The organism is Pseudomonas sp. ok266 (genome assembly GCF_900110195.1).
Taxonomy (GTDB): Bacteria; Pseudomonadota; Gammaproteobacteria; order Pseudomonadales; family Pseudomonadaceae; genus Aquipseudomonas; species Aquipseudomonas neuropathica.
This window is the reverse complement of the sequence record NZ_FOCU01000007.1, coordinates 57645-78187: the sequence shown is the minus strand read 5'-3', so window position 1 is coordinate 78187 and position 20543 is coordinate 57645. Positions and strand designations below refer to the sequence as shown.

The 20543-nt window shown below is 57.9% G+C and carries 20 protein-coding genes; 7 read left to right on the top strand and 13 right to left on the bottom strand.

Translation table 11 applies throughout. The annotated features are described in order from the left end of the window. Window positions 1–201: 201 nt before the first annotated feature. Window positions 202–1218, bottom strand: a complete 1017-nt coding sequence (galE, locus tag BMY54_RS14375; protein ID WP_093433755.1) for a UDP-glucose 4-epimerase GalE — start codon at window positions 1216–1218, stop codon at window positions 202–204. Window positions 1219–1607: 389 nt separating this feature from the next. Here galE and galU point away from each other — a divergent pair, with 389 nt between their 5' ends. Both galU and BMY54_RS14365 read left to right on the top strand, forming a co-directional pair. Further along, window positions 1608–2441: a UTP--glucose-1-phosphate uridylyltransferase GalU gene (gene galU / locus BMY54_RS14370; protein ID WP_093433753.1), complete on the top strand. Its 834-nt coding sequence runs from the start codon at window positions 1608–1610 to the stop codon at window positions 2439–2441. A 29-nt stretch (window positions 2442–2470) separates the two neighbouring features. Continuing rightward, window positions 2471–2875, top strand: coding sequence for a phosphohexomutase domain-containing protein (locus BMY54_RS14365; protein WP_093433750.1), 405 nt, complete (start codon window positions 2471–2473; stop codon window positions 2873–2875). Between the two features lie 142 nt (window positions 2876–3017). Here BMY54_RS14365 and BMY54_RS14355 read toward each other — a convergent pair whose 3' ends face one another. From BMY54_RS14355 to BMY54_RS14320, 8 genes are all read right to left on the bottom strand, one after another. Further along, window positions 3018–4148, bottom strand: coding sequence for an SGNH/GDSL hydrolase family protein (locus BMY54_RS14355; RefSeq protein ID WP_093433743.1), 1131 nt, complete (start codon window positions 4146–4148; stop codon window positions 3018–3020). 233 nt (window positions 4149–4381) lie between these two features. Next, the gene (locus BMY54_RS14350; protein WP_093433740.1) at window positions 4382–5428 is read right to left on the bottom strand and encodes an acyltransferase family protein; all 1047 of its coding nucleotides are present in this window, start codon (window positions 5426–5428) and stop codon (window positions 4382–4384) included. A gap of 12 nt (window positions 5429–5440) precedes the next feature. Then, on the bottom strand, window positions 5441–6544 hold the full coding sequence (locus BMY54_RS14345) for a hypothetical protein (protein WP_016986717.1): 1104 nt from the start codon (window positions 6542–6544) through the stop codon (window positions 5441–5443). Next, window positions 6535–7767 (bottom strand): MATE family efflux transporter, encoded by a 1233-nt coding sequence (locus BMY54_RS14340; RefSeq protein WP_093433737.1) that lies wholly within the window; start codon window positions 7765–7767, stop codon window positions 6535–6537. The genes BMY54_RS14345 and BMY54_RS14340 overlap by 10 nt, the downstream gene beginning before the upstream one ends. Further along, on the bottom strand, window positions 7764–8876 hold the full coding sequence (locus tag BMY54_RS14335) for a polysaccharide pyruvyl transferase family protein (RefSeq protein WP_093433734.1): 1113 nt from the start codon (window positions 8874–8876) through the stop codon (window positions 7764–7766). Before BMY54_RS14335 ends, BMY54_RS14340 begins: the two co-directional genes overlap by 4 nt. 15 nt (window positions 8877–8891) lie before the next feature. Next, window positions 8892–9974, bottom strand: coding sequence for a glycosyltransferase family 4 protein (locus BMY54_RS14330; protein ID WP_093433731.1), 1083 nt, complete (start codon window positions 9972–9974; stop codon window positions 8892–8894). Window positions 9975–10014: 40 nt separating this feature from the next. After that, window positions 10015–12243, bottom strand: coding sequence for a polysaccharide biosynthesis tyrosine autokinase (locus BMY54_RS14325; protein ID WP_093433728.1), 2229 nt, complete (start codon window positions 12241–12243; stop codon window positions 10015–10017). Between the two features lie 39 nt (window positions 12244–12282). After that, a complete protein-coding gene (locus tag BMY54_RS14320) occupies window positions 12283–12723 on the bottom strand; it encodes a low molecular weight protein-tyrosine-phosphatase (RefSeq protein ID WP_093433725.1) in 441 nt (146 codons plus the stop codon). A 293-nt stretch (window positions 12724–13016) separates the two neighbouring features. Here BMY54_RS14320 and BMY54_RS14315 point away from each other — a divergent pair, with 293 nt between their 5' ends. Both BMY54_RS14315 and tal read left to right on the top strand, forming a co-directional pair. Continuing rightward, complete coding sequence (locus BMY54_RS14315) at window positions 13017–13973, top strand: cellulase family glycosylhydrolase (protein WP_093433722.1); 957 nt, start codon at window positions 13017–13019, stop codon at window positions 13971–13973. Between the two features lie 202 nt (window positions 13974–14175). Then, complete coding sequence (gene tal / locus BMY54_RS14310) at window positions 14176–15102, top strand: transaldolase (protein ID WP_016986723.1); 927 nt, start codon at window positions 14176–14178, stop codon at window positions 15100–15102. A gap of 198 nt (window positions 15103–15300) precedes the next feature. On the opposite strand, the gene rssC is transcribed toward tal, so the two are convergent. Next, window positions 15301–15783: an anti-sigma factor antagonist RssC gene (gene rssC / locus BMY54_RS14305; RefSeq protein WP_003226553.1), complete on the bottom strand. Its 483-nt coding sequence runs from the start codon at window positions 15781–15783 to the stop codon at window positions 15301–15303. Then, window positions 15783–16964, bottom strand: coding sequence for a two-component system response regulator RssB (gene rssB / locus BMY54_RS14300; RefSeq protein ID WP_016986724.1), 1182 nt, complete (start codon window positions 16962–16964; stop codon window positions 15783–15785). The genes rssC and rssB overlap by 1 nt, the downstream gene beginning before the upstream one ends. A 275-nt stretch (window positions 16965–17239) precedes the next feature. Here rssB and BMY54_RS14295 point away from each other — a divergent pair, with 275 nt between their 5' ends. Beyond that, entirely contained in the window at window positions 17240–17539 is a 300-nt protein-coding gene (locus tag BMY54_RS14295) for a PilZ domain-containing protein (RefSeq protein WP_093433719.1), read from the top strand. Window positions 17540–17591: 52 nt separating this feature from the next. On the opposite strand, the gene BMY54_RS14290 is transcribed toward BMY54_RS14295, so the two are convergent. Then, window positions 17592–18281, bottom strand: coding sequence for an MlaA family lipoprotein (locus BMY54_RS14290; RefSeq protein WP_093433716.1), 690 nt, complete (start codon window positions 18279–18281; stop codon window positions 17592–17594). 197 nt (window positions 18282–18478) lie between these two features. Between BMY54_RS14290 and BMY54_RS14285 the strand changes: the two genes are divergently transcribed. Both BMY54_RS14285 and BMY54_RS14280 read left to right on the top strand, forming a co-directional pair. After that, window positions 18479–19099 carry an HAD superfamily inactivated hydrolase PcrP gene (locus BMY54_RS14285; RefSeq protein ID WP_093433714.1) on the top strand — a complete coding sequence of 207 codons (621 nt, stop codon included), beginning with the start codon at window positions 18479–18481 and terminating at the stop codon, window positions 19097–19099. A gap of 108 nt (window positions 19100–19207) precedes the next feature. After that, window positions 19208–19471 (top strand): DUF4404 family protein, encoded by a 264-nt coding sequence (locus tag BMY54_RS14280; protein ID WP_034156421.1) that lies wholly within the window; start codon window positions 19208–19210, stop codon window positions 19469–19471. Between the two features lie 188 nt (window positions 19472–19659). Here BMY54_RS14280 and queF read toward each other — a convergent pair whose 3' ends face one another. Further along, complete coding sequence (queF, locus tag BMY54_RS14275) at window positions 19660–20490, bottom strand: NADPH-dependent 7-cyano-7-deazaguanine reductase QueF (protein ID WP_093433711.1); 831 nt, start codon at window positions 20488–20490, stop codon at window positions 19660–19662. Window positions 20491–20543: the final 53 nt, after the last annotated feature.

Genomic DNA, 20543 nt, shown 5'->3' with positions numbered 1-20543 from the left:
AAAAAACCGGCCTGAGTTAGCGGTGGTGAGTTCAAGTCCGCAAAAAGCGCGAACATGATCCGTCGTTCTTTCACAGTCTTACCCAACTGATAAAAGTCGAACGGCAGGTTTATATCTACGGATTTGCAAAAGGCATTGCCAGTGTAATTTCCCGACGTTATCTAACAACCTGACTGAAAATAACATTGGACTAAATGGCCATCATCGCGAGTAGCCTTGGGGATGGTTCGATTGCCAGCGCCAAGTATCAGTGACCATGTCCTGCAAGTTGCGCGTAGCTTTCCAGCCCAGCTCTTTTGCCGCCTTGGAGGCGTCGGCCCAACTCTCGGCGATATCCCCGGAGCGGCGCGGCATCATCCGGTACGGCACCGGTTGCCCGCAGGCCTGCTCGAACGCGTGGAGCACCTGCAGCACGCTGTAGCCATCGCCGGTGCCGAGGTTCCAGGTGTGAATGCCGCTGCGTTCGGAGATCGACTGCAACGCCTTCAGGTGGCCGTCGGCCAGATCGACGACGTGGATGTAATCGCGCACGCCAGTGCCATCGACCGTCGGGTAATCGTTGCCGAAGATCGACAACTCTTGCAGGCTGCCGACCGCCACCTGACTGATGTACGGCACCAGATTATTCGGGATGCCGTTGGGGTCTTCGCCCATGTGCCCGCTGGCGTGGGCGCCGATCGGGTTGAAGTAGCGCAGCAAGGCGATGCTCCAGCGCGGCTCGGCCAGGCTCAAGTCACGCAGGACGTTTTCGACGATCAGCTTGGACTGGCCGTAGGGATTGGTCGGATTGCCGGTGGGAAAATCCTCGCGAATCGGCATCTGCTCAGGCTCGCCATACACCGTGGCCGACGAGCTGAACACCAGCCGGAACACCCCCGCCGCCGCCATCGCCTGACACAGATTGATGCTGCCGCTGACGTTGGTCTCGTAGTACTCGAGCGGTTTGCGCACGCTCTCGCCGACCGCTTTCAGGCCGGCAAAATGCAGCACCGCTTCGATGTTGTGCTCGCGGAAAATCCGGTCAAGCAATGCCCGGTCACAGACATCGCCGCGGATCATCCAGGCACTCTTGCCGCAAATGCCCTCAACGGCGTGCAACGCGGCTTCGCTGCTGTTACAAAGGTTATCCAGTACGACAACTTCATAACCTGCTTCAAGTAGAGCAAGTGTGGTGTGCGAGCCGATATAGCCGGCGCCACCCGTTACCAGAATCTTCATAGTGCTATCCGTCTTTGGATGAGTGACAAGTAGCGTGTCAAGCCTGTTTTATTGAAGATGTGTCACAACTCACACAAACAGGCGACAACAACCGAAAACAAAACTAGTTCAATGACTGGCAATAAATATTTTTGCAGGTCACACTGTATTGCCCGCTACTTATTAGCACTCCCTGTGCGCTCATCACTATCAACCGATACCGACTAAAAATAACTAATAAAGCATTCGCCGACATCTCATAACATTGTCATGTTTTACCGGCCCAACTAATTGCCATTAACAACCTGACTCAGGTATTAAAGTAGGCCTTCAATCAACATTGAAACTTGCAGCCATTGTTTATGGCTCGCATCCGTCGCCTGTGTTCCATGACTGTCCAGGATACTTTTATGATTCGTAAATGTTTGTTCCCCGCTGCCGGCTATGGCACGCGTTTCTTGCCGGCCACCAAAGCCATGCCGAAAGAGATGCTGCCGATCGTCAACAAGCCGTTGATCGAGTACGCCGTTGAAGAAGCGCGGGACGCCGGCCTGCAACACATGGCCATCGTCACCGGTCGCGGCAAGCGTGCGCTGGAAGACCATTTCGACATCAGCTACGAACTTGAACACCAGATTCGCGGCACCGAGAAAGAGAAATTCCTAGCCGGCACCCGCGAGCTGATCGACACCTGCACCTTCTCCTACACCCGGCAGGTGGAAATGAAAGGTCTGGGCCACGCGATTCTCAGCGGTCGTCCGCTGATCGGCGATGAGCCGTTTGCCGTGGTGCTGGCCGATGACCTGTGCCTGAACCTGGAAGGTGACGGCGTGCTTACGCAGATGATTGAGCTGTACAAGAAATTCCGCTGCTCGATCGTCGCCATCCAGGAAGTCCCGGCCGACCAGACCCACAAGTACGGGGTGATCGCCGGCGAGCTGATGTCCGACGGCATCTACCGCGTCAACAACATGGTGGAAAAACCGGCCCCGCAAGACGCGCCGTCGAACCTGGCAATCATCGGCCGCTACATCCTCACCCCGGACATTTTCGACCTGATCGCCGACACCCAACCGGGCAAGGGCGGTGAAATCCAGATCACCGACGCACTGATGAAACAGGCGCAGAACGGTTGCGTGCTGGCCTACCAATTCAAAGGCCTGCGCTTTGACTGCGGTGACGCCGAGGGTTACTTGCAGGCGACCAATTTCTGCTACGAAAACGTCTATCTCAAGGGCCGCTGAGACGGCTCCCTTCACCCAACGAGGCCACCTTGAACATTGCACAACATTCCGTAGAGATTGAACGCGAGGTGGGTAACCTCGGGGTGATGAGCTGGCTGTCGCGCCATCAACCGTTGCCCAGCGCCAACGAGTCCTGGCTGGGCACGATTCTGCTGGTGGAGCGGATTGGCGTATTTCCGGCGTCCGGTGATATCCGCCGGCCGCTGCGTGATCCCTATCCCCTGCTTGCTCATCTGAAAAAGCTGTATGGCGAGCAGGCATTGGAGATGGATGACCAGGATGGCCTGAAAGTGATCTTCAGCGACTGGCGCTTTCGCGTGCGGATTTGCTGCAACGACCCGGCGATCATCATCAACGTTGAGACACGGTGCGATACGCGGTTGATGCCGCAGAAGATTGCGGAGTTGCTCGAGCAGGTCGACGCCTTCGAATAACTCCCCTCACCTGATCGTTCCCACGCTCTGCGTGGGAATGCATCCAGTGACGCTCTGCGTCACCCAGCGAAGGGACGCGGAGCGTCCCGGGCGGCATTCCCACGCAGAGCGTGGGAACGATCACCGCTCTGGGGTTTGCGTGTTATTTAGGGGAGGCGTCGCACCGATCCTTGGCGCCGGTAATCCAGCCATAAAAGTAATCGGCAATCACCTTCCCGCCCGTGGCCGGCACCGGATGAATCTTGTCCGGGCCGATCATCGCCGCCGCGTAGCGTTTGACGTCCGGCCCGAACGCACATTGCAGATTGGCATACCCCAAATGCTGCTCACGCGCCCAAGGTTCCAGCACCTGCGCGTACGCCGACATCGGATAAGCGCTGGAACGCGTGGTGTCCTGACGCATGATCAGGTTGATGCTCGCCTGCGGCTGAATCTCACGCAGCATGCCGACCAATCCCTGAACGTTCTGCAGATACTGCGCGGGCTTCACGCCGAAGCCCTGATCGTTGCCACCGAGCATGATCAGGTAAACATCAGCGGGGATCTTCGACACGGCAGCTTTCCACTGCACCTGCCATTGCGGATCCTGGTGATAGAAATCCGCAGACGCCGCACCGGAGGCCGCCAGTTTCGAAACCCGCACGCCGTTCTGATCGTTGCTCATCCACAGGCCGAACAACGTCGGGGCGCCTTTCACCACTTCCAGTTTGAAGGACCAGTCTTTCGCTGCAGACAGGCCTGCCAATGGCACTTCCTGAACCCCGGCGCCTGTCAGCGTCATCGGCTGCCAATCTTCTGAAGGTGACCAGCGGTAACGGATCTCAGAGGATTCGCCAGTGCCGAGGTAAAGCAGTTTCGCCTGAGTGACCGCCGTATCGATGCGCGGCGAAGGATTGGCATCCACCTGCAACCACGCACCGGGCCGGCCCGTCACTGTGCGGCTGTCCGGGCTTGCTTGCCCCAACTCTGAAACCTTCCAGTCGCCGCCAAAGTACTTGTCACTGCTGCGGGTGTATTTGAAGTGCGTGCCGCCCAGCGCGGCACCGTGATTGAAACCGACGTAACCCGGCCCGGCAAAACCCACCTCCCCGGCCACGCGCTGCACCAGTTTGTTCAGGTAGAAATCCTGCCCGGCGCTGTAGCTGTCGCCGATCACCGAGACCGACAAAACCTCACCGGCCTTGCCTTCACGCCACTGCGCGAAACGCTCGCGGGCATCGCCCACCTGAACCACCGACGCTGCGACGGGTTGCGCGTCATCTACTGCCAACATGCAAAATTTCCTTCAGTCTGAAATGGCCCACTGAATGCCGGGATGTACAGAGATCAACTGTAGGAGTGAGCCTGCTCGCGATAGCGGTGGGTCAGGTATTGAAATGCTGACTGACGGACCGCTATCGCGAGCAGGCTCACTCCTACATTTGTCGCGGTCATCCACTAAATCTGTGTACACCAAAAAAACCTGTGGGAGCGACGGTGCGACGATTCGACTTGCTCGCGAAGCTCTTAGCTGTTTTGTGGTTGCACCACCGGGGTGACAGGCGCCGCCGGTTTGTTCTTCGCCGCCCGCTCCCCAAGGAACAACACCGAGGTGAAATTGAATCGGCTGAAAATCATCGACAACAGCACCGGCCCGAGCAAACCAAAGGTCAAACCACCGAGCACCAGCAAACTTTCATCCTTCACCCCCAACCGCCCCAGCACCAACCGCGACGTCGCCGCGAACAGCACATGGAACAGAAAGATCGCATAGGAATAGCCACCCAGCCAGGTCAGCGCTTTCGAGCGCATATCACTCGAAAGCAAGGCGATGCACGATACGCAACCCACGGTCAGACCGATCAGGCTACGGCGATCAACAATCAACTCACGATCAATCGCTGCCACATACAACAACGTCAGCGAGATCAACACAAACACCAACGGCCCGATCACCTTGAAGCGTTGCTTCAGCGCATCGACGTTCTCCTGGCCAATCATCCCCGCGACAAAAAACGGCAACAGATAAATCGCCCCGTTGATCCCGAACGCGTCGAACTTGAACGGCGGCAGCAGAAACAACACTGCCGCAAACGCAAACAGCCCATACAAGCGCGTCGCCGAACGCAACATCCCGCGCCACTCCAGCAGCCCGACGAACATGAAAATGATGAACACCGCCTGCAGGAACCAGAAGTGGTTGATCGGCACCCAGAACGACAACAACGCGTCGATCACACCGACATCCTTGTTCACCCCCGGCCCCACCGCTTGCAACACCGAGAACGGCACACCGACGCAAAACAGCGGCACGATCAAGCGGCGCACCTTGCCGCTGAAGAACGCGGAAAAGTCATTGCCGCGGATTTTGTAGATCGAATAGATGTACCCGGAGATGAAGGTGAACAACGGCATGCGCACGTACACCATCGAATCGGCGAGCACCCGGAACGGCGAGCCGATATCGATCTTCAACCCGCCACCCAGCGGGCCGATGACGTGATAGAGCACCAGCAACAGGCACGCCAGGCCGCGCAGGGTTTCGATCTCCAGGGACTTTTTCTTGCTCGACATAAAGCACCTGCCTCAATTCAGAATTCTTGATTCAACCTGCACCGGTTTGTTCGCCCGCAGCATCAAGCCCAGCCCCACGAACAACACCGGCACCACCATCGAGAAGTGCCGGGCGAAGGAGCCGAAGTCCGGCTCGAACAGGCCTTGCACCAGCAGAAACGCCAGCGGAATCGCGATCAGTTCCTTGGGTTTGGTCTGGATCGGCGCGCCCTTGTAGTCGGTCGAGGTGATGACTTTGAACAACAGCAACGCAGTCATGATCATCAACGCGACGAAGATCACCTGACCCGGGCCGGACAGCAGAATCAGCTCCACCGGGAATGACAAGCGGAAGAAAATGATCATCGAGTCCAGCGCCTGCGAAACGAAGTCGCTGCCGCTGAGCCACGACACGATCAACGATTTCGAGCCCTCCTCGCCCGCCGTGCGTAACTCGTTGTTACTGGCGCGGATCGACGACACCGGAAAGCCCAGGGCGAGCTGGATCGACATCGCCACCGCCAGATAAAACAGGAACAGCATCAGAAAGAACGTCGTGCGCGACACGTACTTTTTCATCACACAGACGCCGACCCACGACAGCGAAAACAAAATCCAGTAGGGCCGAATCAGCACGCCGTAGATCACTGCCGAGAGGAAAAATCCGCCGCGATATTTTCGCGTCAGCGAGCTGAGCAAAATGCTCAACACCGCCACCGACACAATGATTTCCTTGGTCAGGTTCTCAAGGAAGAACGAGCGCACGATGCCCCACAGGCACAGGGTGCCGAAGATCGCCAACGGCATGCGCCGAAAAACCACCACCGGAATCGCCGTGAGGAAAAAATTGCAGAACATGCCGTAGGCCCAGGCATTGGTCAGGTTGATCCCGGTGGGCCGCAGCAGGAACGCCGAACACTCGTAGGACGAGCGATCCGGCGAGAACGGGTTCCAGAAATTGCAGTTGTCGGCGCGGGCGTAGGACGACCACAACGTCATCGCATCCGGTCCCGGATCACGTGGAATCAACAGCGGCATCGCCACCGACAGAAACAGCCCGGTGAAGAGGATCAGGAACGAGACATACGAATCGAGTCGCTTGCCGCGAAACTCGATGCACGGCAGTTTCAGGCCCATGACAACGCAGCCTTTTTCCCGGCCGTTGCGCGGGTCAGCACGGCAATCACCAGCAGTTGCACGATGATCGCGAAGACGTTGCCCCACGCCGCGCCGTAGATCGAATAGTGCTTGATCAACACATAGCTGACCGGCACCGAAACCAGCAGACAGATCGCCGCGCTGGCGAGCGATACGCGACTGTTTTTCGAGGCAATCAAACCGCCCCAGACGATGTCGCCAATCGCGCGCAAAGCGAAGGAAAAAATCAGCACGCCGAGGATCGCATTGTCCGGACGCGGCACGCTGGTGGCGACGTAATCGAGCACCACGTTGAAAAACACATAGATCGCCACCGCCACCGCCGCCGACACCACCAGCGAGCGCATGACCCACTTGTTGACGAACAACTGCTTGACCGTGAACGCCTGCTGATCGGCTTGAAAACGCTTGGCCAACAACGGAATCCCGATCACCGCCACTACCGCATACGACAGCGCCTGCAAGGTGTTGGCTGCTGACCACGCGTACACGTATTGACCCAGTTTGGCGTACGGTTCGAGGTCGGCGATCAGAAACCGCTCGGCGCATTGACTCAACGCGATCAACCCGGTGCCGAGGTAAAACGGTAATCCCGCTTTCCATACAGTAGCAGTGGCCAGTGTCCCGGTTTCCCGGCCGTGATGAACGTTCACCACGATCAGGTAACCGGCGATGATCACCAGCACGTTGGCGGCGACCCACAGCCACAACACGCTGGCAATTCCCGAGACCCAGTCGAGCATCATCCCGCCCACCGCCAACAGCGCCCACAGGCCAGTCTTGATGAAAAACAGCAGCGCACCGGCCGTGGCTTTCTGCGCGGAAAACACGAACGAGTTGATCTCGAACGACAGGTGCTCAGTGAGCAACACCAGCGTCACGCAGAGAATCAGCGCGGCGCTCGCTTCAACTGTCTGGAACAGTGAATAAATCAGCACCGTCACCACCGACAAGATCACGCCAACGGCGAGGTACAGCAGCAGCACCTTGTCGACCACGCGGCGCGAACTGCCGCCGACACTGATCAAGCGATTGATCTCGGAACTGAACCCGACACTGTAGAACTTCGACGCGATCAACGAAGCGGCGACCACCACACCGTAAAAACCCAGCGCTTCATACCCGAGGTAATGGGTGATCGCCAACACCAGCAAAAACTTCGCGCCCAATGCACCGCCGCGAAGCAGTAGCCGAAATATCATCGAACGACACCTTTGATGATCTCGTCCATGGCCACGGTTTTTGCCTCGATTTCACGGCAGGTATCGGTCAGGCGCTTGCCGAAATTCGACAACGCATTCGGCGCGTAAACCGTGTCGATGATGGTGTCGACATTGATGTCGCCGCCGTTGATCACCCAGTCTTCCACGCCCATGTCCTGATAGGCGCCGAAGCCTTTGCGTTCGTAGCTGATGTGGTACGCCGGCACGCCGGAAAGCAGCGATTCGATAGCGCCGTGCAGGCGTACGGAAATCACCAGGTCCGGCTGATACTTGGCAATCGTCGCCTTCAACGACAGCAAGTCTTCGCTAATGCCCAGCTCGCGATAGAACGCACCGTCATCGTTGCCACGCACCGCGCTCTGTACGGCGCAAACCACTTTGCTTTTGTTCTTCAAGCGCTGCAGCAGCAACTTCAGATTGGCGACGTAAGCGATTTTCTTTTCCTTGCTCCACTCCGGCGGCTTGCGCAGTACCACGCACACCGTGGCTGGCGATGACGCACAGCGGGTGAATTTTGCTTGCTGGAGGATTTTGCTCGCCAGCGATTGCACCGCCAGATCCGGCGCGCGGTAGACGTTGGCGCAGGCATCGAAAATGGCCGAAGAGCGGTTGTCACGGACGAATACCGCGTCGGCGCTGGCGTAATGCTCGACGATCTTGCTGCTTTCGCCATGGAACGGGCCGATGCTTTGCGGCAGGTACACCGACGGCACTTTGCTGAGGATCGCGGTTTCCAGTTGCTTGGCGTGGCCGAGTTTCAACTTGATATGTTCGAAAGCACTTTTTGAGCGCATGTAGCCGCCGCCGACGCCGACGATCAGGTCGGTTTTCTTCAACAGATCCGCCAGCCCGGCGTAGGACTGATTGAGAAACACCGCTTGCTTGACCCGGCCCAAACCCTTGGCCGCCATCACCGGCGCGTCGAAACGCGGGTGCGGCAAGTAGCTGAAAGAATCCGGATCGGAAGCCACGACACTGATCGCGGTGTCTTCGCCAAAGTTGCGCTGCACCAGGGCAATGGCCAGATCGACGAGCAAGCCGTCACCGGAGTTGGACGCACTGTAGCCATGCAAAATCGTTACGTTCATATGCTTGAGTTCTACTTAAAAAGTGGGAGCGCGATACAGGTCGTAGGTCTGGCGAATCATCAACGCGGCGCTGAAACGCTCGCGGACAATGCTCCGTCCTTCGTTGCCGAGGTCGAGCAAGCGTGGTTTCTGGATAATCGTCAGCACGTCGGCCAATGCCTGGTGATCACCGGACGGGAAGACATAACCGGAGACTTCATTGGTGACCAGTTCCGGCAGCGAGGTGCAGTTGCTGGCGATTACCGGCAAACCCATGGCCATGCCTTCCAGCGGCACCATGGCGAAACCTTCCCAGCGACTCGGCACGATCAGCGCATCGGCTTTCTGGTACAGCGCCTGCACTTCGCTCGGCGTGACCCATGGCAGGTATTCAACAGAGTCCATCGGCGGGCACTCCACCGCGTCCTCGTTCACCGCGCTGCCGACCACGGTCAGCTTCAAGTCTTTGCGCTGCACGTTGGCGAAGGCCTTGAGCAACACGTCGAAGCCTTTCTGATAATCGAGGCGACCGACGAAGAGCAGATGAATCGGCTCGGGACTCGCCGCTTTCGGCGCGTCATCCTTGTGGTGAATGCCGTTGTAGATCAGCTTCATGCGCTTGCGCTCGATACCGAAGCGCGCGGCTTTATCGAGTTCATACTGGCTGACGCAAATGATCACATCGGTGACTTTCTGCAGTACCCGCTCGATCCATGCATAGATTTTTTGCTTGGTCGGCGAGCTTTCCATCAGGAACGAAAACGCGTGCGGGCAGTAGACGATTTTCGGCTTGCGCCACGGTCGCAACAGCACACATACGCATCGCCCGATCACGCCGGAAAAGGTGCTGTGCAAATGCACCACGTCGGGTTTTTCCTTGAGCATCACCTGGGTCAAACGCCAGGCGAAACGCAGCAACGACGGCACATTGCGTCCAGTGCGGGGAAAGGTGCGGATCTGCTGCGCGCCGATGCCGTGCAACTCTTTGGCCTGATCGTCCGGGACCAGGTACACCAACTCGTAGTTCGCCGCATCACCTTCAGGCGAAGCCGAAATCGTCCGGATCACCGTCGCGACGCCACCTTTGATCGTCTCTGCCACGTGCAGTATTTTCTTCACAAATCACCCACTTCAAACAGGAAAAAACAGTCGCTGACAGTCAGGATTTGTCGGACGCGTATTCGTAGTTGTAATAGCCGTAACCGCCATTGCCGTAGTAGCTGGCCGCACGCTTCTCGACGCCGTTGAACACCGCGCCTTTCAACTCGATGCCGTTCTGCGCGAAGCGGCGAATGGTCAGTTCGATCTCTTTGGCCGGGTTCACCCCGAAGCGCGTGACGATCAGGCTGATCCCGGCTTCACGGCCGACGATGGCCGCATCGGTCACCGCCAGCAGCGGCGGCGTATCGATGATCACCAGGTCGTAGCGCTCGCTCAGTTCCGCCAGCAGCTCGCGGAAGTTGGCGTGCATCAACAGCTCGGAAGGATTCGGCGGCACCTGGCCACGGCTGATGAAGTGCAGGTTGTCGATTTCGACCTTGTTGATTGCCTGATCGATGCTGCAGCGCTTGACCAGCAGATCGGACAAGCCGTTGGTGATCGGCGTGTTGAGGGTTTTGTGCAGGTGACCTTTGCGCATGTCGGCATCGATCAGCACCACGCGCTGACCACTCAACGCCATGACCGCGGCGAGGTTGGACGAGACGAAGGTCTTGCCGACCTGTGGGCTCGGCCCGGAAATCATGATGCGGTTGTTGGTCGAATCGAGCCCGGCGAAATGCAGGCAGGTGCGCAGGCTGCGGATCGATTCAATCGACAGATCCGTGGGATTACGCAGGGCCAGCAGGTACGCCGGTTTGTCGACACCGTCGCGGGCGCGGCCTTTTTTGTTGTCTTCTTCATCCTGCAAGGCGCTGTACGGAATCGACGCGTACACCGGCAAACCGAGTTGCTCGATGGCTTCCGGGCCTTCCAGACCACGGCTCAGGGATTTGCGCAACAGCACCAGCGCCACCCCGACAAAAGCGCCGAGGAAGGTGGCGATCAGCACGATCAGGGCTTTTTTCGGTTTGACCGGACTGGTCAGGTCGACATCCGCTGCGTCGACCAGACGCACGTTACCCACGGCACCGGCGCGGACGATGTCCAGCTCCTGGGATTTGTTCAGCAACTGCGTGTAGATCTGCGAGGCCACTTCGACATCGCGGGTCAGGTTGAGCAGCTCTTGTTGGGTCGCGGGCAGATCGCCGACTTTGCCTTCCAGCGATTTCTGTTGCTGGGTCAGTTCGCCGATCTGGCTCATCAACGCGCGATAGGCCGGGTGCTGTTTGGTGAACTTGCGATCCATCTCCGCCTGCTGCATTTTCAGCTCGGAGATCCGCGTTTCCAGCGCTACCGACTGACCGAGCACCGACTGGGTTTCCAGCGAGATGTTCACGGTCTTGCCGTGGGTCTGATAGGCGTTCAACGCATCGCTGGCCTTGGCCAGATCACGCTTGACCTGCGGCAACTGGCTTTGCAGGAAAGCCAGACTCTGCGCTGCTTCGGCCGAGGTGCGGCGCACGTTCTGATCGACGTACAGCGCGGCGATCTTGTTGAGGATCTTCACCGCTTCAGCGGCGTCGCTGCTGGCCAGCGCCAGTTTGATAATTCCCGATTCCTTGCCCTGCTCGGAGATATCCAGCGCGTCCTGATAACCCTGAATGGTCACGATTCGCGGATTGCGCACCACTTCGAAACGCGTACCGGGATTGGCCAACAACTGAGTGATCTGCCCTTCTACGCCGTCCTGCGCGAACGCTTCGCTGGCGACGCCTTCGACCAGCAGATTGTCGTTGTCATCGAGCAACTGGAAGTGCTTCTGTTCGCCGGCGATCAGGGTGAGTTTCTTGCCCAACAACTCTTTGGGCAGATTGAGCCGGGCAAACTCCAGGCGCTCACCGCCCCAGGCGTAACTGTTCAGACCGAAACGCGGCGCCGCGACACTGGTTTCAGTCTCGCCGCGATAACGCCGGGCGAGAAAGCCGCCAATCATCGGGAAGGTGTTGGGGGTGACATCGATGTCCAGCCGCAGGTCGTCGACGGTTTTGCCGATCACCGCGCGGGATTTGATGATGCCGATTTCGGTCACCGACGGCGATTGCCCACCGAGCATGCTGTTGAGGTCGGAGAAACCGAGCATGTCGTTCTTTTTCGGCTCGACCTGCACCAGCGCATTGGCCAGGTATACGGGCGTGGCCAAAACCGCGTACGCGACACCGGTCACCATGAAGGCGCCGGTGAGCGCGCCGATCAACCATTTCTGATCGATCAGGCTGCCAAATATGCCGAGCAGATCAATACTGTCTTGATCGTTGTCACGGGTGCCGATTACTGACGGTAACTGCATAAGTCTGTTCTTACCATTCACTGATCTGAAGAATATTCATCAATGCCCGAGGCGCTGCGCCCATGAACTAACAGCATCTTCAATCAATGCATGGGCATGAATAAAAGCGGCCTTGCCTTGACGATACGGGTCCTGTATTTCGCGCTCGCTCTGCCACTTGCCGAGCAGAAACACTTTGCCTCTGGCGTGAGAGGCAATCTTCAGTACTTGATTAACATGCTGTTTTTCCATGACCAGAATCAGGTCTGATTCATTGACGATGTCTGCGGTCAGTTGCCGTGCCATGAAGCCTTCGGCGTTATGGCCATGGTCTTCGAGCACTTGCCGCGCGGACGCTTCTACACCCTCGCCCACCCGCGCCGACAGGCCTGCGGAGGAAACGGTGATCGCTGAGGGGGCCAGCGCGTTACGCAACATCAGCTCTGCCGTCGGACTACGGCATATATTGCCCACGCAAACGACAAGGATCTTTCTGAACAAGGTTTTACTTTCCTGTGTAATGTCAAACGGCCAACATCCGAGAGCAATTGAATGAACCCTCAAGATCTTCCTGCACTCAGAAATAGATTCGCCCTGTTAGTACCGAAGCATTAAGTACCACAGCGTTTAAAAGCTCCCCAACCACTATTAACGGACTAAAAATAACTGTGATTTTCGAGTGATTGTTTTCCGACAAAAACTAACATTCGCGCACTAAGTGCCATCACCTCACTCGAAAATTGAGAAACGAGATCATTTATTCGCAGTTGTCACTTCTCTTCGGGAGAGCAGACATGAAAACAACACATCTCAAAAAACTCGGCGCGTTGGCATTGATGGTGGCAGGGGCTACGACTCAGGTTCACGCTAGCGAAGTGTTTCCCAACCTTCCAGCCAAGAACATCGGTGTGCAGGTGAAGATCCAGAGCTTCACGGCCGCCGACGCCGCGCAGATCAAGTCGGCAGGCTTCGGTTTTGTCCGCTTCGGTGTGTGGAGCGACAGCCTGACAGCCAAGGCTTATCAGAAACAGGTCAGCGATGCCTTCGCCGCAGCCCAGTCTGCGGGCCTGCCGGTGTTGCTGACGGTCCGCGCGATCAAGGCGTTGCCCGCCACCTCGAGCGCCGAGCTGAGCACTGCCGGTGAAGGCTTCGCCAAAGCCGTGACGGGGCTGCAACAGTCGTACAGCGCGCAACTGGTGGCGATCGAGTTATGGAATGAGCCGGACCTGGAAACCTACTGGCCGACGCGCAATTTCGACACCACGTTTGTGCCGTTCATGAGCGGCGTGTGCAAGGCACTGCAGGAGCAGCCTCCATCGACACCCGTGATCGGTTACGGCTTCGCCCGCCCGCCTAGCGCAGGCTCGGCTGCAACCGTGGCGCTGAACCGCATCGTCAGCGAATACCCCAAATGCCTGAGCGCCGTGTCCTACCACCCCTACGGCATGACCGCCACGCAGATCAGCAATGCGCAAAACTTCATTCAGCAAAACTTCCATCTGCCGGGAGTCATCAGTGAATGGGGCATCTCGGCGCTCGCCTCCAATGGTGGGCCTGAAGGACAAGCGAGCAAGATCAACACGTTTATCGGCGATGTTAAAAAGCTCAATATTCCGCTGACGTCCATTTATGAATGGAAGAACAGTGATTCGGGCAGTAACGATCGCGAGAAGAACTTCGGCCTGCTGACCTCTGACGGGCAGCCGAAACCGGCGCGTATGTCCGTCGAAGCCCTGTTGAACGCCCAGTAGCGCATGCACAACCGGCCTGTTCGCAGGTCGGTTGCTTTGAACCTGTTGGCTGTTTTGGCATCGTATTCATCGATACCGCGCCCCGCCTTTCAAACAATCGTTTTCAGGTTGTTGCTGCAGGGGCCATCGATACACGCACCTACCCTTGAGTGGCCGTCAGCGCTCGGGTAATGTCATCAGACCCATAGGACAGAGCACGCCCATGACTTCCAAGCTGGAACAACTCAAACAATTCACCACCGTTGTTGCCGACACCGGCGACTTCGAAGCGATCGCCCGAGTCAAACCGGTCGACGCCACCACCAACCCGTCCCTGCTGCTCAAAGCGGCAGCCATTCCGGCCTACGCCGAACTGCTGAATGCTTGCGTCAGCGACTGCAAGGGCGATGTCGGCCTGGCCAGCGACCGTTTCGGCGTCGCGGTCGGCCAGGAAATTCTCAAAGTGATCCCGGGCCGTATCTCCACTGAAGTGGATGCGCGTCTGTCGTTCGACAAGGATGCGGTGCTCAAACGCGCGCATCGCTTGATCGAGCTGTACGACAAGGCCGGCATTGGCCGCGATCGCGTACTGATCAAGATCGCCTCGACCTGGGAAGGCATCCGCGCCGCCGAAGTGCTGGAGAAGGAAGGCATCCAGACCAACCTGACCCTGCTGTTCTCCTTCGCCCAGGCCGCCGCTTGCGCCGACGCTGGCGTGTTCCTGATTTCGCCATTCGTGGGCCGCATCTACGACTGGTACAAGAAGGCCAACGGCAACGACTACACCGGCGCTGATGATCCGGGCGTGCAGTCGGTCACCCGCATCTACAACTACTACAAGGCCAATGACTACAAGACCGTGGTCATGGGCGCGAGCTTCCGCAACCTCAATCAGATCGAGCAACTGGCCGGCTGCGACCGCCTGACCATCAGCCCGGACCTGATCGACAAGCTGGCGGCCGATACCGGCAAGCTGGAGCGCAAACTGGCACCGGGCAACGCCGGTGAAGCCCGTCTGAGCCTCAATGAAGCGCAGTTCCGCTGGTTGTCCAACGAAGACGCGATGGCTACCGAGAAACTGGCTGAGGGCATCCGTCAGTTTGCTCGCGACCAGGAGAAGCTTGAGGCGCTGTTGCAGGCCAAGCTGTGATTTGAGTGGGTGAAATGCAAAAAGGGCGAACCTTCACAGGTTCGCCCTTTTTTATTCTGCATTGGGAGCCGCGTTGACTGAACTTAAGCCTTCGCGAGCAAGCTCGCTCCCACAAGGGGATTGGTGATCGACACTGATCCAGTGTGGGAGCGAGCTTGCTCGCGAAGAGGCCGGCCGGGACAACATCACGTCATGAGATCAATGCCGCTCGAGGGCATTCACCAGGTCATGGAACGCTTCACGATTGGAATCGTTCAGGCCCATGAGGATCTTGTGCGCTTCAAGCACCTTGATCCGCACCACTTCTTCCGACTGGTCCTGATCAGGCAGGTCGTCCAGGCACTCCGGGCATGGCACCGGGTGGTTGACGATGTTGAACACCTGCTCGAAACCCATCGATTGCAGCAGACGGGTGATGTCTTCGTGGGTGGTAACGACGGTCGGCAGCAGGCCGACCTTCTGCCGCGACAGGATCGACAGTTTGGCCAACAGGCCCAACGTCGTGCTGTCGATGCTGCGGGTTTCGGTCAAATCGATCACGATCGCGTTGAAATTCAGCGCGGTGAAGATTTTCTCAATAGTCGCATCCAACGCCGAACACAGGGTCAGGCGAACTTCACCGACGAACTTCAGGACGAAGGTGCCGTCCTGCTCGGCGAACTGGATTCTACCGGTACTCATTAAAGATTCCTGCTCAACACCAACAGGGCGATATCATCCGGCATCTCCCCTAGCGTGGCCAATCCAAACACTTGCCGCAGACCATCCAGGCTGCCGCCCGCCGACTTCACCCGTTGAGGCAAAGCGGCTTCTTTTTCTTTGAGCGTAGGTTCTGGCAAAAGATCCAGAATGCCATCGGACATCAGCGTCAGGCTGAATGTCGGCGGCAGCTCAAGCACGTGGTCTTCGTAGGTGGCTTCATTGAAGAGGCCCACCGGCAGACCACGCCCTTCGAGATAACGAACACTGTCAGGCGTGTACAACACAGGCAACGGCAGATGGCCGCCGATGCTATAGGTCAACAAACCGGTCTCCTCGTCGATGACTCCACCGACCATTGTGACGTGTTTACCCAGCTTACAACTGATCAGCCCCCGGTTGATATGACCAAGGACTTCAGAAGGTTTGAATTCCGGCAATGTGCCGTTGCGCTTGGATTCGAACAGCAAGCGCGTGGTCATGAACTTCAGCAGCACGGTGACGAAGGCTGAAGAAGCGCCATGCCCGGATACATCGGCCAGGTAAAACGCGACCCGGCGCTCGTCGACACGGAAATAGTCGACAAAATCACCCGACAGGTACAACGACGGGATGATCTGGTGCGCGAACTTGAACTCGTCGATGCTCCACGGGCTTTCCGGCAGCATGTTCATCTGCACCTGGCGACCGGCGTTCTGGTCTTCCTGGAGCAGGTTCAGGCTGGCCTCGAGCTCGCGGTTGGCCTTCTCCAGCTTCTCGCGATAGCGCTGGTTTTCCAGCAGCAGGCGCGCACGATCGAGGGCCCGGCGCACAGAGTGCTCGAGCACAGCCAGATCTTCGAGAGGCTTGATCAGGTAATCCGCCGCGCCCAGGCGCAGGGCCTCGACCGCGTCGTTCATCACGCCGGCACCCGACACCACGATCACCGGCGTTTGCGGCGATCGCTCGGTGACCTGACGGATCAGTTCGAGACCGCCCATCTGCGGCATGCGCAGATCGCAGATGACCAGGTCGGGCGTGTCTTGCTCGAATACCTGAAGACCCTGTTGGCCGTTGCTGGCCTGCAGGACGCTGAAACCACTGTCTTCCAAATAGGCCGCGAGGCTCGCGCGCACTACTTCGTCATCATCGATTATCAGCAGCGTGGCACTGGTTTTTGGCATGTGGGCAAACGGCGCCAGAATTAGGTTGGCGTAGTTGGCGGGGCATCTGGCCCTGCGCAGACTACTGGATTCGCTTTCTAGCCTCTCTGCTGCACCGCTTTCGAGCATTGACTGCAAACGCGGTTGCACCAGAGGTGCCCTTCTAAGGCGCAGACGGTACTCCCATCCGCAGAGCGTTTCAAGCATGCGCCGATGGTCGCTTGACGACTTTACTTGTCAAATCACCGAGAGTTATAAGAACAGCTCAAACCGTAACCCAATGGAAGGACGAACCTATGAGTCAAACCAGTCGGGACTACAGCGAAAAGCGCGATTTCATCCGCATGCGGGTCGATGCCGATGTCGTGTTGATTCATGAAGGTGATGAAGTTTCAGGGGTGTGCATCGACCTCTCCAGCACCGGCATGCAGATCGAAGCACCGCGCCAGTTCGCGGTCGGTGATCGTTTGAGCGTGCGCATCGACTCCGATCACGCCGCACTCAGCGGCCTTGAGGCCGAGACCGAAGTGGTCTGGATTCGAGCACAGGATGACGGCGGCCAGAAACTCGGTCTGACCATCCTGAAGATGAAATAGCTACACACAAAAAAGGCGACCCTGAGGTCGCCTTTCTTTTTACCGGTCGAGATTAAAAATCGTCTTCGACCTGGCCATCCTTCACTTTGAACTCGCGGTTCTGCAAGTAAGCGTTGCGGATGAAGGTGTACTTGTCGCCGCTGATCAGCTTCTCGCTCGACAGCAGGCTCGCGCGGGTGTCGACGATGTTCAGGCCGAAGATCGAATTACGCGCCGGCACGTCGTCGATGTAGCGGTACATACCGGTGTAGCTGTCGACGTATTTCGACGGTGCATCACGCAGGGTGCTTGGGCCGAGCAATGGCAGCATTACGTACGGACCGCTGCCGACGCCCCAGTAACCGAGGGTCTGACCAAAGTCTTCATCGCTGCGGTTCAGGCCCATTTTGGTGCCGACATCAAAGAAGCCGAGCAGACCGAACGTGGTGTTGAAGATCAGACGTGCAGTGTCGACGCCAGCGGCAGCCGGTTTGGCCTGCAGGATGTTGTTGGCAAGGTTGGTGACGTCACCGACGTTGCGGAACATGTTGTGAATGCCGTCTTCGAGAAACTGCGGTGTAACGAACTCATAGCCCTGCGCCAATGGCTTCAGCGCGTAGGTGTCAACGAAGTCGTTGAACTGGAAGATCGGACGGTTGACGCTTTCCCAAGGGTCTTCTTCCGTTGCCGCCTGAGAGGCAAACGGGGCCAGCAACAGGCCGGCACATACACAAAGCTGAGCGAGCGGATTGCTCCAGCGCATAGAAAAACTCCTTGGAATGGTACTGTCGCGGACCTCTGGGTCCGGGTATTCAGGTCGCTAGTATAAGCGCAAAAGCCCGTTTGGACAGTCTGCGCAATGAAGCAGTCTGTAGGACGCTTCGCGCGTCGCCTTCACACCTCTGTCATCCAACTGTCACTGAGACGCCCTAGCCTGATCGTTATTTCAGGGACGTTGCCATGACACACGCCGAAACCTTGCCCGTCGCCGCCCCCAGCCTGACGGCCGTACTGTTCGGACTCAGCGGTTGTCTGGTGGATTTCGGTGCTCGCGCCCGGCAACAGACGATCGCCCTGCCCGAGCATGCCGAGCCCACACCCGGCGCACTCGAGAGCCTGCACAGCCTGCAGCGCCAGCAGATTCCCTGCGCCTGGCTGGATGAATTGCCCCCGCCCCTCGCGCAAGCGTTGTCGGTCTCATTGCCAGCGTGGATCAAACCTGTGCAACATTCGGCAACAATCAATCCATGGCCCGCCCCGAACGCCTGTTGGCAAGCATTGATGACGCTGAACGTCGGCAGCCTGGACGGTTGCGTGCTGGTCAGTGGCGAACCGCGCCTGCTGGAAGCTGGACTGAATGCCGGCCTGTGGACCATCGGCCTCGCCTCCTGCGGCTCGCTCTGCGGCCTGGCACCTCAGGAATGGCAAGCCTTGAGCCAGAAAGAACGCGAACACTTGCGTGGCAAGGCCACCGTGCAGTTATTCGGGCTGGGCGTGCATTCGGTAATCGATCACCTGGGTGAACTCGACACTTGCCTGGCGGACATCCGCCTGCGCCGCCTCAAAGGCGAAAAGCCCTGACCGGGATCATGCAGGTTTGCCGGGAGTGGATTAATCTAAAGGTCAGCCATAGACCTTTGGCGCGCGGCTGCGGTCAATGCCAGTGCCTATTGATAAAAGGAAAACACCATGCCCGCCCAAGAACTGCAAAAACAGCTCGATACCCTGCGCGAGCAGCTGGAGCAGAATCCGCCGCTGTCGGAAGCTGAACGGGAAGATTTGCACGCGCTGATGAAGCAGATTGAACTGGAACTTGAACTCGAAACCAAGACCAACGATTCGAACATTGCCGACGGCGTGAACCTCGCCGTTGAACGCTTTGAAGTTGACCATCCAACCATAGCTGGCACCTTGCGCAATATCGTCAACGCGCTGGGCAGCATGGGGATCTGATTCCCCCCGAAACGCAAAAAGCCCTGCCATCACTGGCAGGGCTTTTTCATTTCCGGACTTGAAACACACTTCTCTGTGGGAGCGAGCTTGCTCGCGAATGCGGTGAGTCATTCAACGATGATGTCGACTGACACGACGCCTTCGCGAGCAAGCTCGCTCCCTCATGGGATATCGCACATTCTGGATCTTTATTGACGTACGAGCCGGTGGTTCGGCAGCTGTACGCTTTCGGTGCTGCGATACGGATTGATATCCAGACCACCACGACGCACGTAACGTGCAAATACCGTTAATTTCTCGGGTTTCAACAAGCGCTGCAGATCGAGGAAAATCCGCTCCACACACTGCTCATGGAAGTCCGAATGCTGACGGAAGCTGACGATATATTCCAGCAGACTCGCATGATCCAGTGCCGAGCCACGATATTCCACCACCACCGTGCCCCAGTCCGGCTGACTGGTCACCGGGCAATTGGATTTGAGCAGGTGGCTATAGACCGTCTCTTCAACAATCCGCGAATCATCGCAACGCAACAGTTCCGGGCGCGGATGCTCATAGTTGCTGACGCTGATATCCAAATCGTCGATGCATACGCCCGGCAACGCCACGACGCCTTCCGCTTCGACGTCCTTCAAGCTGCGGACCCGAACGCCCACCGGTTTACCGGCGGCGGCCGACAAATCCTTGACCAGCGTCGCCTCCAATGCGGCAACATCGGCAAACGCCGTCTGGTTCAGCGAGTTCAGATACAGCTTGAACGACTTCGACTCAATGATATTCGGCGAATCCGCCGGAATGCTGAACTCGCCGATCGCCACCACCGGCTTGCCCGACGGCAGCAGCCACGACAGCTCGAAGCAGTTCCAGAAATCCACACCTTTATACGGCAGGGTTTCGGCGGTCAGGCCCAGTTCGGCCCATTTCGCGGTGCGCGGAATCGGGAACAGCAGGGACGGCGTGTATGTGGCGATGTATTCGCTGGATTTGCCCAGCGGCGAATGTTCGGCTGCGGGATGCATGGCGGAAACCTGACTAAAGAATCAGCGGATTCTACCAGTCTTTGCCCGCGCCT

Excerpts from the sequence above, each read along its gene's own strand:
- BMY54_RS14295 (WP_093433719.1), top strand. The coding sequence starts at position 17,240 with ATGAGTCAAACCAGTCGGGACTACAGCGAAAAGCGCGATTTCATCCGC.
- BMY54_RS14325 (WP_093433728.1), bottom strand. The coding sequence starts at position 12,243 with ATGCAGTTACCGTCAGTAATCGGCACCCGTGACAACGATCAAGACAGT.
- BMY54_RS14340 (WP_093433737.1), bottom strand. The coding sequence starts at position 7,767 with ATGATATTTCGGCTACTGCTTCGCGGCGGTGCATTGGGCGCGAAGTTT.
- rssC (WP_003226553.1), bottom strand. The coding sequence starts at position 15,783 with ATGAGTACCGGTAGAATCCAGTTCGCCGAGCAGGACGGCACCTTCGTC.
- BMY54_RS14315 (WP_093433722.1), top strand. The coding sequence starts at position 13,017 with ATGAAAACAACACATCTCAAAAAACTCGGCGCGTTGGCATTGATGGTG.
- BMY54_RS14280 (WP_034156421.1), top strand. The coding sequence starts at position 19,208 with ATGCCCGCCCAAGAACTGCAAAAACAGCTCGATACCCTGCGCGAGCAG.
- galE (WP_093433755.1), bottom strand. The coding sequence starts at position 1,218 with ATGAAGATTCTGGTAACGGGTGGCGCCGGCTATATCGGCTCGCACACC.
- rssB (WP_016986724.1), bottom strand. The coding sequence starts at position 16,964 with ATGCCAAAAACCAGTGCCACGCTGCTGATAATCGATGATGACGAAGTA.
- BMY54_RS14335 (WP_093433734.1), bottom strand. The coding sequence starts at position 8,876 with ATGAACGTAACGATTTTGCATGGCTACAGTGCGTCCAACTCCGGTGAC.
- galU (WP_093433753.1), top strand. The coding sequence starts at position 1,608 with ATGATTCGTAAATGTTTGTTCCCCGCTGCCGGCTATGGCACGCGTTTC.
- BMY54_RS14345 (WP_016986717.1), bottom strand. The coding sequence starts at position 6,544 with ATGGGCCTGAAACTGCCGTGCATCGAGTTTCGCGGCAAGCGACTCGAT.
- BMY54_RS14355 (WP_093433743.1), bottom strand. The coding sequence starts at position 4,148 with ATGTTGGCAGTAGATGACGCGCAACCCGTCGCAGCGTCGGTGGTTCAG.
- tal (WP_016986723.1), top strand. The coding sequence starts at position 14,176 with ATGACTTCCAAGCTGGAACAACTCAAACAATTCACCACCGTTGTTGCC.
- BMY54_RS14285 (WP_093433714.1), top strand. The coding sequence starts at position 18,479 with ATGACACACGCCGAAACCTTGCCCGTCGCCGCCCCCAGCCTGACGGCC.
- BMY54_RS14290 (WP_093433716.1), bottom strand. The coding sequence starts at position 18,281 with ATGCGCTGGAGCAATCCGCTCGCTCAGCTTTGTGTATGTGCCGGCCTG.
- BMY54_RS14350 (WP_093433740.1), bottom strand. The coding sequence starts at position 5,428 with ATGTCGAGCAAGAAAAAGTCCCTGGAGATCGAAACCCTGCGCGGCCTG.
- queF (WP_093433711.1), bottom strand. The coding sequence starts at position 20,490 with ATGCATCCCGCAGCCGAACATTCGCCGCTGGGCAAATCCAGCGAATAC.